A 12056-nucleotide genomic window follows, 5' to 3' on the forward strand; every position below is an offset into this window, starting at 1 on the left:
TTATTGTTATAAACCGTGTTCCGACGGTAAATAACTTAGGTTTGGCACCTATGACTCCGACTGGGCTCGAACCAGCGACCTCCACCCTGTCAAGGTGGCGCTCTCCCAGCTGAGCTACGGAATCGATCATACTAGGATGTGCAGTTTAAAGTGAGCTAGTTAGGCTCTCAAGCACAAATACTATAATAGCATTATCTAACTTGGATGTAAACAAGAAAATTAAAAATCGATAACTTTTCTATGTCGCCAGAAAAATTACCGATTTTTATGGAAATTTATTAGGTTATTCAGGACGCTTCTCCTTTCGTTTTACTGCATTGGATTTACTTGTTCTTCTATCGATTCATTCTCGAAATATAAAAATTCTTCATGATCCAGCTCACTCATACGCTCTTTGTTAAAGCCATGTGCCAAGTGCCCTTCAAATACGTTTTCCCACCATGTTTCTTGTGTATTCATAGTATGTTCTCTCCTTTTTAATTGGATTGGTTTCTGTACCGATCTATATCTTATATTCGTCATGACTGACTCGCTTATATGTAGTATATACATAACTCGCGGTGGTAAAACTCCGTAATTAGTCCAAAATAGTTTGGACAATTTATGGTCCTTCGGCTTCTTGACTTTTGTTTTATTATATGTTTTACAATTCATGTTTCAGTGAAGATCCTGGTATCTACTAGACTCGTCCTCTATTATAAATTTCAAGTAGTCTAGTTCTTTTTACATAATCACTTTAGTAAAGCACTACAATAAGTTTTATAAATCCTCAATATATATTTGTTTAATCTTAAAAAAGACTTGTCAGCTCCATTTGGCCTGACAAGTCTTTTGGAATTATTTAATTTGAAGCTAATTTAGGTGTATTGTTTTTCTTATTGCCCATCCATTGGAATACGAACAAGATAATAAACAATAGTAAACCGATAATGTCTGTCATGGTTTCAGGATAGATCAATAACATACCTGTACCCATCGTAATGATTCGCATAATCCAGTTCAGTTTATTGTACCAGAAACCAATTAAGCCTGCCCCAATGGCGACCATACCAACAATGGCAGTCAAGGTCACCCATACAATCTCGGTTATACTCGAGTCGAGCATCAGCATCGCCGGATTAAAGACGAACATATACGGAATGATAAAGGCGGCAATCGCCAATTTTGCAGAAGTGACACCCGTCTTGATCGGATCTCCACCCGAAATACCAGAAGCGGCAAAGGCGGCCAATGCAACTGGCGGTGTGATATCGGCAATGATACCAAAGTAAAATACGAATAAGTGTGCAGACACTGCTACTACAATCGGTACAGCGGCACCTGTAGGCTCATCCAACATCAATAGTGTAATGATGGCAGGTGCTGCAATCGTTGACGTAATAACATAGTTTGCTGTCGTCGGAGAACCCATACCTAAAATGATAGCTGCGAACATCGTAAAAATCAATGTAAGCAAAACATTACCACCAGCTGCTGAGATCAAGCCAGTTGCCAAGCTCAGCCCGAGACCTGTCTTGACAACAACTCCGACAATAATACCCGCACAAGCAGTGGCAGCCGCTACAGCCAAAGCTGTGCGTGCGCCGTCTACTAACGCGTCAATCATATCTCTAAATCCGATTCTCGTTTCTTTACTGATTGCACTAACAGCGATTGTTAATACGATACCAAGTAAGGCAGCTTTCATCGTTGGAATACCAGCCAACAAGAAGACAATAATCCCTAAAATCGGTAGTAATAAATAAATCTTTTTCAGTGTTGCTTTACGGTTTGGAATTTGTGAGGCATCCATACCTTGCAACCCAACACGTTTCGCTTCGAAATGAGTCATAATCCAAATACCCGTGAAGTACAACAACGCCGGGATAGCGGCCGCTTTGGCAATTTCCCAATACGTCACACCGCCAATGAATTCCACCATCAAGAATGCAGCGGCTCCCATAATCGGCGGCATAATCTGTCCGCCTGTAGAGGCTGCTGCTTCTACTCCGCCAGCGAATTCTTTACGATAACCTAACTTCTTCATCATTGGAATTGTGTACGAACCGGATCCCACAACGTTTGCTACGGAACTACCTGAAATAGTACCTTGCAACGCACTTGAGAAAATTGCTACTTTGGCAGGTCCACCAGTCAAACGACCTGCCAATACTACTGCTAAGTCATTAAAATAGTTACCTACACCCGTCTTGACTAAGAATGCTCCGAACAACAAGAACACGAATATAAAGGTAGCGGATACACTAATCGGTGTACCGAGGATCCCGTCCGTTGTAAAGAACATTAATTGAACGAGATTTTCGACGCTTTGTCCTCTATGTGCAAGGAACCCTGGAAAATAGGGTCCAAAGAATGCATAAGCCAGAAACACCACGGAAATGATCGTGATTGGTAATCCTACCGCACGTCTTGCTGCTTCTAGTGTTAGAAGAACTGCTAAAATCCCGATAATTAAATCCAGATCGGATACTCGCCCTACACGAAATACTAGTTCATTGATAAATAGCGGCCAATATAAACCTACGGCTATAGCCAATAAGGCAAGAATAATATCGTAGAATGGCACTTTGTCACGGCGTATACCGATCTTTTTTCTAGCAGGGAACATCAGGAAAATAAGTGATAAAGCAAATCCTAAGTGAATAGACCGTTGGATTTGAGCTGTGAACGGTTTACCGATCGCTGTATACAACTGGAATATCGAGAATGCCAATAAGCCGAAAAATACAATCTTACCAAGTAAGCCTTTTAAATTTCTCGTATTGGATTCAGGGTCATACTTTTGAAGAATTTCGAGTTGCTCTTGCTCAGAAAGCGTGCCCATTTCTTCATCGGAGATAGTGGGAATATCTTTTTCCCAGTCTTTATTATTTTCCATTTAATCTGACTCCTTTTAACAACTTATAATTTGACACCTTCGCCACATGAAATTCATAAGAATGACCCTTTTGAAGAAATTCTTTTAGATGATAGTCTTGTTGCTCATATCGCAAAGACAGATCTGCATTCACCCTACCTATATAGAGAACAAACGAATCTATCACGCGGTTTTCGAATGTAAGCGTATAAACACCATCTTCTACTTGCAGTGTTTCGCCTTCTTCGGCATAACCTGGTAATCCGATGGCTACGTCTTCATACTGCATAAATTCGAAACGGAGCTTTCCATTGTCGGTAATGCGATATTGCTCTATCACATTGGACAAATGGATCGAGTGGATATACTGAACTTGGAAATTTCGATTCTCGTGTAATGGAAGATAATACGCTTTTGGCTGTTCGCTCCGAACCTCTTCAAGTACGATCATTTGTCTGTATGGATAAAACCATATGATCAGCATTACAATTGCTATCAGAAACGTCAGCAGAAGAACGATTTTTCGTGATTTCATCCGCTTAATCCTTTCTGTTACATTACATGCAATAGACATAATAATGTATGAATTCCGCTAATAACTTTTAAAAATGAAGAATGGGACGGACAAAGCTTTCGCTTTACCGTCCCTCCCGATCCTATCAGATGACTTACTCAGTTTATTAGTTTACTTCGTCAAAGTACTTCTGAGCACCTGGGTGTACAGGAATACCAATACCATTCAAACCATTTTCTGCTTTAATCAAAGCACCTTTGGCATGTTGGATTTTCGAAGCGTTTTCATAAATTGCCTTTGTGATCTGGTAACCAAGTTCTTCAGAAATATCGTTCTGCATAACCAGCATTGCACCTACTGATACTGCAGGTGTTTCCACTTTAGAACCATACGTTCCAGCAGGGATCATTTCTTTCGCGTAGTATGGATATTTCTCGATTAATTCTTCAGCTTTGTCATCTTCTACCGGAACAATGAACACTTTAGAAGTAGCATTTAGACCTTCAACAGCACCTGTTGGAGTTCCAGCTGTAATGAATGCAGCGTCAATTTGTCCAGCTTGTAGACTTTCTTGTGACTCACCAAAGTCCAAGTTTTGTGCTTTGATATCACTTAAAGCTAAACCGTGTATTTCAAGTAATTGCTCAGCGTTAGCCGCTGTTCCTGAACCTGGAGCACCGATCGATACGCTTTTGCCTTTTAGATCTTCAAACGTCTTGATATTGCTCTTCTCTAATGTAACCAATTGAATGGTTTCAGGGTAAAGTGAACCAATCGCAGATACTTCGTCGACTACATCTCCGTCAAACATCATTTCGCCTTTAGAAGCGTAATATGCGATGTCTGTTTGTACGAATGCAATGTTTGCATCTCCATCTTTAAGCGCTGTCATGTTCGCAGCAGATGCTTGAGATACTTCAGCAGTCGTCTTGATTCCTGTCTCTTGGGTAATGAATTCAGCAAATGATCCACCTAATGGATAATAAGTTCCTTGTGTTCCCCCAGTAAGTAAGCTCAAGAACTTGTAGTCTTGCTCTGTCTTACCTTCTTCTTTGTTTCCGTCAGCATCTTTGTCGCCGTCAGCTTTTTCGTCGTTGCCGCAAGCTGCGAGCACAAGAAGCGCAAGCATGGAAACTAACGCTAGTAAGCGAAGTGAGTTTTTCTTCATGTGACCATCTCCCCTTTACAATTTGTAGTCATAGACATTACCATTCTACCATGAAAGCGCTTTAACTTGTCAATATAATAATATATATAATTTTTCTGTACCATTCATGCTATTCGTCCTTGTCAATATAATGCTTTTACCGCATGTGGATACCTAAGATTCGTATTTTTTTATCTTTTGAAATTTGCATTGGCTAAACGGGAAAACTTGTGCATTACCCGCTCAATACGTGCTTTTAATAGGACGACTATCCGGCTGTGCGTCCGTTCAATTCTGTTGGGGTCGTTGCTCGATCGGTTGTTGGGTACGGAAATCACTGAGTGTCTGCTTTTTAAACCCGCACAGGCACGTGGGGGATTGCCTACAGCCAGGAGCCAGCTGGCGGTGGTGCTGCCTAGTTGTCTCCTGGCCACGGCCTCCCCCGCAGTTGTGCCTGTGCTACTAAGTGGTATGTAGTTAGGTTGTGGTTCTAACGGTAAGGAGATCTGCAGCCTGATGATACGGATTTTCTATATCGAAAGGAGTAAACGCATTCCAACAAACATCCAAACGCTCCAATTCAAAGAAAAAACTGCCGCTAGACATGATGATCTAGAGGCAGTTCGGTTCGTTTAGTAGCTCTTGCCATTTTGTACATCTTTAAATGTTAGGCCTGCTTCTTGCAAATCACGTGTTCTGTGCGCGATTCTTGATGCCGCACACGCCGCCACACTGGCTACCAAGTCATCTAAGAACGTATGAATACCAATTCCTTTTTTTGTATCCAAATCGTTGATGATGCCGACTTTGTTCTTATCTAAGTGACCGAATGTAGTCACTGCGATTGAACCGTACGTGTAGACTGCACCCAAAGCGATCGTTTCATCGACTCCGAATAAGCCTTCATCGGATTCAACGACTTGCTGAAGTGGTTCCGATAACTGACCTCTTTCAGCCATTTCATCCAATTCTACCCCTACTAATATGGCGTGTTGCAGTTCACGTTTGCGAAGAACGCTTTCTACTGAGTCGACACACTGTTCCAGTGACAAACCTTTGTTATACGGTACTTGCAGTTCATAAACAATTTTTGCAATATCTTGAATTGTAACTCCACGACGGATCAGCGCGTCTTTTGTTGCTGCTGTCACGATGTCCGAATGAACAATATTCTTACCTTCATCCATATTATTTCCCCTCTCTCTCTTCATACGCAATAGTTTTCACTAGCTTTACACTGTTATTTATCGGTATGATATTTACTAAGTGTACATTAATTATGGAGGTCCTACAAAATGAATCCAGGAAAAATTGAAGAAATCCGTTTTTACAGCAATGAACTACAAGAAGAGATGGAACTGTTAATATATTTACCAACACGCTACTCCCCTTTATACAAACATAATGTCATGCTCGTATCAGATGGCAAAGACTATTTTCAATACGGACGGATTGGCCGAATTGTTGATGAATTAATGGAAGAAGAAATCATTGAACCTGTCATCATCGTAGGTATTCCATACAAAACGGTACAAGAACGCAGACGTATGTATCACCCAGAAGGTGATCGACACAAAGCGTATATCCGCTTTTTAGCACACGAGTTAATTCAGTATATTGATGAAACCTACCCAACATACCAAATGGGTTCTTCTAGAATGCTTATGGGTGATTCTCTGGCAGCATCTATCTCTTTACTGACCGCTTTAAAATATCCAAATTGCTTCGGAAAAGTAGTGTTGCATTCACCATTCGTCAATGAACAGGTACTTGAATCAGTGGAGGCCAATCAAAACCCAGCCAACCTATCTATTTATCATGTGATCGGTGATAAAGAAACCTATGTACCCACAACGGCTGACGGCAGATTGGATTTTCTCACACCTAACCGTGAGTTGCATAAAGTCATAAAAGAAAAAAGATTTCCTTACTATTATGCAGAGTTGGATGGAGATCATACATGGAAGTCATGGCAACCTGATATTCGCCGTGCGTTGATCGAAATAAACAGCCTTTAGTAATAGAAAGAGACATGTCGGTCTGTTTTCTGCTATACTTAAATAGATGTACCTAAAATTCAGTCAATTCACAAGGAGGTAATCTTAAATGAAATACGGTATTGTTGCATTCCCTGCAAAAAAACTTCAAGATTTAGCAAATGGCTATCGGAAAAGGTATGATCCCCATTATGCGCTAATCACACCCCATATGACGCTGAAAAATCCTTTCGAAGCGAATGATAAGGAAATTGAAGAAGTAGCAAATGCGTTAAAAGACATTACAATTAAAAACAGTCCTTTTGAGTTGAACGTTACAAAAGTTGGCTCTTTCGCGCCGACTACGAACACTATCTACTTTAAAGTTGTACCAAATGATGAAATTCTCGCGTTACACAAAGATTTAAATGTAGACTTCTATCATGATGAAAATAATTATGCGTTTGTTCCGCATATTACCATTGCGCAAAACCTGACTTCTGGTGAACATGATGACGTCATTAACCAAATGAAAATGGTAGGTGTTGACCATTCGGAAGTCATCGATCGCATACATTTACTTTATCAACTAGAAGACGGATCATGGACAGTGTACGAGACCTTCCGTCTTGATCGTGAGTCTTGATTTGCAGATTACAGTAAAAATCGTCACAGATGAAAAAGGACAGCAGGATGCGTATACTGTCCGCAAGAAGGTATTTGTGGAAGAGCAAGGCGTTCCGCTGATTCTTGAGTTGGACGAACACGATCAGGAAGCTATACATTTCGTCGTCTACGATGAAACAGATCAACCAATCGGTGCCGGCCGAATGAGAGGTCTAGTAAATGCGCACGGTAAAATAGAAAGAATTTGTATTTTACCTGAACACCGCGGTAAACATCTTGGTTTTTTGATAATGAACACACTAGAAGAACACGCAATAAAGAATTCCATGAAAAAACTTGTTCTCAATGCCCAGTCCTACGCTGTGCCTTTTTATGAAAAGCTAGGTTATGTTGTAACATCTCCTGAGTTTATGGATGCGGATATTCCTCATCGCGCCATGGAAAAAAGTTTGAAGAACTACTAATAGCGCAAAAAATCCCCTTCACCGCTTTAAAAGTGGTGAAGGGGATTTTTTACTGTATCAGACGTATGTGTTAATCGCTCGGCCCTTTCCTACTACATCTGCAATTTCAGGTGAGAATTGGGCTGGATTTGGAGCAATAAATCCATTTTTCACTAAAGGTTGAGGTGCGCGTTTTTTTTGCTGCTCCAGTTGTTCTTCACGACGTTTTGCTTCATCTGCTAAAACGTCTTCCCAATAACTCGATTCCTCGTCTTGTAGACGTACAGGACTGACTCGGTCGATATAAGCAAAATTATGCCGTTCATTATTCATACGTTCTGCATACTGTTGCGCTTGATAGTTTGGTATTGGTAGAATATAACCCATAATGCACACCTCCCTTTCACTAGAGTATCATTACTAGTTTACCCACTCAGCAAACATTCTAAACATCTTTTAGTATATTTATTTTACTTTCCGCCAAGCATTTGTGAAATATCGTTCAAATTCAGCCCTTTACCACTCGTCAGGATCGAGTTGACTAATTCATCTTCTACTGATTGTGGCACATCTTTGTTAGCTACTTGGCTTACTTTTTGAATAATTTTTCTCACTTGTTTTTCATCTTTGAAGTCGGCGTATTGGATGGCATTCGCTAATGCAAAGACTTCTTCCATTGGCACACCCGTCTTAGATTCTATTTTTTTAAAGAATGAATCATTCATATTCAGTTCTCCTCCTTAGAAATAGCTTCTGCCTACGATGATCAATAAAATAAACAGAACTACAATCAAGACGAATGAAGAACCGCCATATCTTCCGCCGTAACCTCCACCGTATCCTCCGCCATATCCGTAACCACCAAAACCTTGAGATGGATAACATCCGTACATGAAAAACCCCTCCTTCCTTTCTCCTCTACTATATGCAGAGAAGAATGAATTGGAGAGGGCATTTGAGTAGTTTAGACATTTCCTTTTGACGTAAAGAGCAACGCACCGATCAGTCCGAAAATAATTGCCGCACTGATTCCCGAACTTGTCACTTCGAACATGCCAGTTACCACACCGATCAGACCATGTTTTTCCGCTTCCGCCAATGCGCCATGTGTCAACGCGTTACCGAACGACGTAATGGGAATCGTAGCGCCAGCACCCGCAAAATCAATAAATGGTTCATACCAGCCGATGCCATCCAGCACCGATCCTGCTACAACCAACGAAACTAATGTATGGGCAGGCGTTAATTTGGCGACATCCATTAGTAATTGCCCAATGACACAAATCAAGCCACCAACTATAAACGCAGTGATGTATATAGATATCATTCGGCCGGCACCTCTTCCATCGACAATTCAATTGCATGAGCAATACACGGAATCGTATCCCCTTGTTGAAACGACAACGGAGATAGTAAAGCACCGGTTGCCAACAACAAAACCCGCTTATACTCCCTCGTCAGCAATTTTTGATAAACATCGGACAAAAACACTGCGGATGAACAGCCAGATCCGCTTGCTCCCGCATTAAAGGACGGATCATTTCCATAAAACTCTTCTCCGGCATCTCGAAAGTTTTTCGTATGGGGTAAACCGTTTTCATTTGCTAACGCTTTAAAAATATTGAAACCATTACTTCCTAAATCTCCTGTGATAATCGTGTCGTAATCATCAATCGTTTTACTATGTCCCGTTAAATGATTCATTAATGTATCAATTGCGGCAGGAGCCATCGCAGATCCCATATTCAACGGATCCGTCATCCCCATATCTATCACTTTACCAACAGTAGCGCAAGTAATCACTGGAGTGCCTGGTTTATGTTGTCCAATCAATACTGCGCCAGCCGCTGTGACTGTCCACTGTGATGTTGCGCCTTTTTGCGAGCCATACTCAATCGGATAACGAAACTGTCGTTCCACTGCGTTATGTTGACTAGAAGATCCCGCAATGATCCAGTTTGCTTGTTTAGCATCTGCAAGTAAAGCCGCAGTAATCATAGAACTAACGGAAGTAGCACATGCCGAAAATAAACCCATATACGGTATAGCCAATGCTTCGGCTGTAAAATTAGAAGGTGTCATCTGATTGACCAAGTCACCTGTCAATAAAAAATCAATTTTCTCAGGCTGTTTTTTTGCTTTACTGAGTGTAATCAACACCGCATCATACATTAATTGCCTATGACCGTCTTCATTTGTCGTCAAATTACAACGCTCATCATCATACAATTTGTCGAATTGTTGCGCAAACACGCTTTTCTTTTTTTCCAATGGGCCTGCTGTTACGCCTGTTGCATAGAGACTCGGCTTAGATTGAAACGTTAAAACTCCTTGTTTTACCATGAAACGACACCAAATTTCACTAAAATCGTCTTAATCAGCGCGACGACGAATGCTGAAAAGACTCCAAATAAAATAACTGAACCAGCTAGTTTAAACATATTTCCACCTACACCTAGTACATATCCTTCTGACTTATGTTCAATAGCGGTCGAGACAACAGCATTTCCAAACCCTGTAATCGGTACCGCTGCTCCCGCTCCTCCAAATTGAGCAATCTTTTTATATAATCCAAACCCCGTTAACAGCATGGCTATAAAAATCATCGTAGCAACAGTCGGATTACTTGCTGTACGCTCCGTAAAATCAAAGTACGTAATATAAAATAGTGCAATGAACTGTCCAATCAAACAAATCGTACCACCTACCAAGAAAGCTTTAATGACATTTTTCATAATCGGTGGCTTAGGTGATAATTCTTTCTCTAGTTGGGCATACTTTTCCTGTTGCATTAGGTTTGCTCCTTTTCGATTGATTTGATTTTATCTATTTTTTTTCGATAATCCTTTCGATTTTTTTTATTGATTAATTTCTCCGTCTCCAACAATGTTTTACTATCTGCTGACACCATGACTTTCAAGTCAGGATACTCTTTTTCCAATTTTTTTTGAATATCCGAAGCAATCGTTTTCTTTTTAAATCGGGAAAACGTATTGACACGAATTCCTGCCAGCAATTCATCTTCAAATAGAAGTACTTTCGCTAGCTTCACATGGTCATTACTCATTAAGACTTTTTCTACCGAACGCTCATCATGCGAAGTGGTATTTTCAATATACGTTCCTTTCTCACTGCAACCAGTGAGTAAACTAAGAATAATGAACAATATACTCAGCTTTTTCAAATGCAACGCCTCCCTTCTGTCTAGCATGTATCTTTTATGTCGGATTTATGCATATAGTAGCAAGCGCCCTGTCATGTCGATTAGCCATGCATAAAGTATAGAGAACGACAAACAGGAGGTGGACAGTAATGGGATGTGAAAAGAAAGACAGCAAACATGGCGGCTGTCAAAAGTCGAATTGTATTTGTGAAGTAGTACGCTTTATCCAGCGCGTCCAGAATACGAGTCCGGAGGTGGATTGTGTAGAGTGTGACACAGATTGTTTCATGACACCGCTTGGCAGTTTAGTCAGCCCAGTTAGAGGTCGTGTCAACACACGCGTGTTCAGTTTACTGACGGGTAACGGGGACTATTTCAAAGCAGTATTCAGAGGTGGTAAACGTAAGCATTATCCTAAAATGACGGCAGAAGATTCATTGGCTCATCACAAGTCAACATCTTATAATCATACGAGTTGTGTTTCCGTATTTTTCCGTGTTCAGACAGTGTTTGATTCTTGTTGCGCTACCATTCAAGTATTGCAGCCTTTGTATGACGGCAAGCCGTTCGATATTACTACAGATGGAAAGATCTGTTATGAGAAGATTTGTAAGGTGAATGGTTTCGGACCTACGAATACGTGTTTGACTGTTGATTTAAGCTGTTTCTGTGGCGTTCAGTGTATCGATGATGTGTTTATCGATTTCTGCGGCGAAGATTGATTGGTTACTTGCAATGCTAACTGGCGAATCCTATATGAATAGGGTTCGCCTTTTTTAGGTTTAGAACGTAAAAAAAGACGAACCCATTTACTAGGTTCGTCTGTTTAGAATTAAGAATTAAAGAGTGAATGATTGCCGTTTCCAGAGAATATCTAAAATTTCTTCCATACGGATGGATATCGTTTCTTTGCTGGAGTTGATCCAGACCATTTCGTTTTCTACATTGTGTAGCTTACCTTTAATTATACCATTCTCCGTGACGATCTCTAAAGGAGCGTACAGTTCTTTGCGGAATGGGTGTTGTAAGTATTCTAATCTTTCACGGAAAAGTCGAGTAGCTGCTGACTCTTGCGGACTTTCTGGTGATTCTTGTGCCATTGAAATTTCAGGAACAGGTAAGATATCAGGACGTTCCATGGATCTCGAATGTTCCGGTTGAAAAATGGACGTGCTTTCCTCTTCTTCTGTAATAGGCGTAAACCGATAGTGTCTAATGATCGGGCTAGAGATGAACAGTAACGGCTTTTCATGACGCATTTTCATCACTTCCTTTTAGTTAGCATATGTGAGCTAAACGCCTAATGTTCCGAAAAAAACAATATTCCTC

Annotated in this window: 17 protein-coding genes and 1 tRNA gene; 4 read left to right on the forward strand and 14 right to left on the reverse strand. The window is 40.7% G+C overall.

Translation table 11 applies throughout. The features are described 5' to 3' along the window. Positions 1–51: 51 nt before the first annotated feature. From CSV61_RS06235 to CSV61_RS06255, 6 genes are all read right to left on the reverse strand, one after another. Positions 52–124 (reverse strand) — tRNA-Val (locus CSV61_RS06235). A gap of 185 nt (positions 125–309) precedes the next feature. Next, positions 310–459 (reverse strand): hypothetical protein, encoded by a 150-nt coding sequence (locus CSV61_RS16915; RefSeq protein ID WP_199173598.1) that lies wholly within the window; start codon positions 457–459, stop codon positions 310–312. Positions 460–841: 382 nt separating this feature from the next. Then, positions 842–2878: a TRAP transporter permease gene (locus CSV61_RS06240; protein WP_369824313.1), complete on the reverse strand. Its 2037-nt coding sequence runs from the start codon at positions 2876–2878 to the stop codon at positions 842–844. Next, on the reverse strand, positions 2868–3392 hold the full coding sequence (locus CSV61_RS06245) for a DUF1850 domain-containing protein (protein ID WP_158233784.1): 525 nt from the start codon (positions 3390–3392) through the stop codon (positions 2868–2870). Before CSV61_RS06245 ends, CSV61_RS06240 begins: the two co-directional genes overlap by 11 nt. A 145-nt stretch (positions 3393–3537) precedes the next feature. Continuing rightward, entirely contained in the window at positions 3538–4539 is a 1002-nt protein-coding gene (locus CSV61_RS06250; RefSeq protein ID WP_099638498.1) for a TAXI family TRAP transporter solute-binding subunit, read from the reverse strand. 611 nt (positions 4540–5150) lie between these two features. Further along, positions 5151–5705, reverse strand: a complete 555-nt coding sequence (locus CSV61_RS06255) for a phosphatidylglycerophosphatase A family protein (protein ID WP_099638499.1) — start codon at positions 5703–5705, stop codon at positions 5151–5153. A 108-nt stretch (positions 5706–5813) separates the two neighbouring features. On the opposite strand from CSV61_RS06255, the gene CSV61_RS06260 reads away from it, so the two are divergent. The 3 genes from CSV61_RS06260 to CSV61_RS06270 all read left to right on the forward strand — a co-directional run bounded on the left by CSV61_RS06260 (position 5814) and on the right by CSV61_RS06270 (position 7585). Next, on the forward strand, positions 5814–6536 hold the full coding sequence (locus CSV61_RS06260; protein WP_099638500.1) for an alpha/beta hydrolase: 723 nt from the start codon (positions 5814–5816) through the stop codon (positions 6534–6536). Positions 6537–6624: 88 nt separating this feature from the next. Further along, on the forward strand, positions 6625–7140 hold the full coding sequence (locus CSV61_RS06265) for a YjcG family protein (protein WP_083035275.1): 516 nt from the start codon (positions 6625–6627) through the stop codon (positions 7138–7140). Between the two features lie 7 nt (positions 7141–7147). Continuing rightward, positions 7148–7585: a GNAT family N-acetyltransferase gene (locus tag CSV61_RS06270; RefSeq protein WP_083036129.1), complete on the forward strand. Its 438-nt coding sequence runs from the start codon at positions 7148–7150 to the stop codon at positions 7583–7585. A 57-nt stretch (positions 7586–7642) separates the two neighbouring features. On the opposite strand, the gene CSV61_RS06275 is transcribed toward CSV61_RS06270, so the two are convergent. The 7 genes from CSV61_RS06275 to CSV61_RS06305 form a co-directional block, all read right to left on the reverse strand. After that, the gene (locus CSV61_RS06275) at positions 7643–7951 is read right to left on the reverse strand and encodes a hypothetical protein (RefSeq protein ID WP_099638501.1); all 309 of its coding nucleotides are present in this window, start codon (positions 7949–7951) and stop codon (positions 7643–7645) included. Positions 7952–8034: 83 nt separating this feature from the next. After that, a complete protein-coding gene (locus CSV61_RS06280) occupies positions 8035–8289 on the reverse strand; it encodes a stage VI sporulation protein F (RefSeq protein WP_099638502.1) in 255 nt (84 codons plus the stop codon). 15 nt (positions 8290–8304) lie between these two features. Beyond that, the gene (locus CSV61_RS17170; protein ID WP_099638503.1) at positions 8305–8457 is read right to left on the reverse strand and encodes a YjcZ family sporulation protein; all 153 of its coding nucleotides are present in this window, start codon (positions 8455–8457) and stop codon (positions 8305–8307) included. Positions 8458–8528: 71 nt separating this feature from the next. Next, positions 8529–8891, reverse strand: coding sequence for a stage V sporulation protein AE (gene spoVAE, locus CSV61_RS06290; RefSeq protein ID WP_099638504.1), 363 nt, complete (start codon positions 8889–8891; stop codon positions 8529–8531). Then, entirely contained in the window at positions 8888–9907 is a 1020-nt protein-coding gene (locus CSV61_RS06295; protein WP_099638505.1) for a beta-ketoacyl-[acyl-carrier-protein] synthase family protein, read from the reverse strand. The genes spoVAE and CSV61_RS06295 overlap by 4 nt, the downstream gene beginning before the upstream one ends. Further along, the gene (gene spoVAC, locus CSV61_RS06300) at positions 9901–10356 is read right to left on the reverse strand and encodes a stage V sporulation protein AC (RefSeq protein ID WP_099638506.1); all 456 of its coding nucleotides are present in this window, start codon (positions 10354–10356) and stop codon (positions 9901–9903) included. The genes CSV61_RS06295 and spoVAC overlap by 7 nt, the downstream gene beginning before the upstream one ends. Next, on the reverse strand, positions 10356–10748 hold the full coding sequence (locus tag CSV61_RS06305; protein WP_099638507.1) for a hypothetical protein: 393 nt from the start codon (positions 10746–10748) through the stop codon (positions 10356–10358). Before CSV61_RS06305 ends, spoVAC begins: the two co-directional genes overlap by 1 nt. A 128-nt stretch (positions 10749–10876) precedes the next feature. Between CSV61_RS06305 and CSV61_RS06310 the strand changes: the two genes are divergently transcribed. Next, a complete protein-coding gene (locus CSV61_RS06310; RefSeq protein ID WP_099638508.1) occupies positions 10877–11449 on the forward strand; it encodes a CotY/CotZ family spore coat protein in 573 nt (190 codons plus the stop codon). A 117-nt stretch (positions 11450–11566) separates the two neighbouring features. Here CSV61_RS06310 and CSV61_RS06315 read toward each other — a convergent pair whose 3' ends face one another. Then, positions 11567–11986, reverse strand: coding sequence for a hypothetical protein (locus CSV61_RS06315; RefSeq protein ID WP_099638509.1), 420 nt, complete (start codon positions 11984–11986; stop codon positions 11567–11569). Between the last annotated feature and the right edge of the window lie 70 nt (positions 11987–12056).

It is taken from the genome of Sporosarcina sp. P3 (assembly GCF_002743415.1).
GTDB lineage: Bacteria > Bacillota > Bacilli > Bacillales_A > Planococcaceae > Sporosarcina > Sporosarcina ureae_A.

Coding starts and splice junctions, on each gene's coding strand:
- CSV61_RS16915 (WP_199173598.1), bottom strand. CDS start 459: ATGAATACACAAGAAACATGGTGGGAAAACGTATTTGAAGGGCACTTG.
- CSV61_RS06240 (WP_369824313.1), bottom strand. CDS start 2,878: ATGGAAAATAATAAAGACTGGGAAAAAGATATTCCCACTATCTCCGAT.
- CSV61_RS06245 (WP_158233784.1), bottom strand. CDS start 3,392: ATGAAATCACGAAAAATCGTTCTTCTGCTGACGTTTCTGATAGCAATT.
- CSV61_RS06250 (WP_099638498.1), bottom strand. CDS start 4,539: ATGAAGAAAAACTCACTTCGCTTACTAGCGTTAGTTTCCATGCTTGCG.
- CSV61_RS06255 (WP_099638499.1), bottom strand. CDS start 5,705: ATGGATGAAGGTAAGAATATTGTTCATTCGGACATCGTGACAGCAGCA.
- CSV61_RS06260 (WP_099638500.1), top strand. CDS start 5,814: ATGAATCCAGGAAAAATTGAAGAAATCCGTTTTTACAGCAATGAACTA.
- CSV61_RS06265 (WP_083035275.1), top strand. CDS start 6,625: ATGAAATACGGTATTGTTGCATTCCCTGCAAAAAAACTTCAAGATTTA.
- CSV61_RS06275 (WP_099638501.1), bottom strand. CDS start 7,951: ATGGGTTATATTCTACCAATACCAAACTATCAAGCGCAACAGTATGCA.
- CSV61_RS06280 (WP_099638502.1), bottom strand. CDS start 8,289: ATGAATGATTCATTCTTTAAAAAAATAGAATCTAAGACGGGTGTGCCA.
- CSV61_RS17170 (WP_099638503.1), bottom strand. CDS start 8,457: ATGTACGGATGTTATCCATCTCAAGGTTTTGGTGGTTACGGATATGGC.
- spoVAE (WP_099638504.1), bottom strand. CDS start 8,891: ATGATATCTATATACATCACTGCGTTTATAGTTGGTGGCTTGATTTGT.
- CSV61_RS06295 (WP_099638505.1), bottom strand. CDS start 9,907: ATGGTAAAACAAGGAGTTTTAACGTTTCAATCTAAGCCGAGTCTCTAT.
- spoVAC (WP_099638506.1), bottom strand. CDS start 10,356: ATGCAACAGGAAAAGTATGCCCAACTAGAGAAAGAATTATCACCTAAG.
- CSV61_RS06310 (WP_099638508.1), top strand. CDS start 10,877: ATGGGATGTGAAAAGAAAGACAGCAAACATGGCGGCTGTCAAAAGTCG.
- CSV61_RS06315 (WP_099638509.1), bottom strand. CDS start 11,986: ATGCGTCATGAAAAGCCGTTACTGTTCATCTCTAGCCCGATCATTAGA.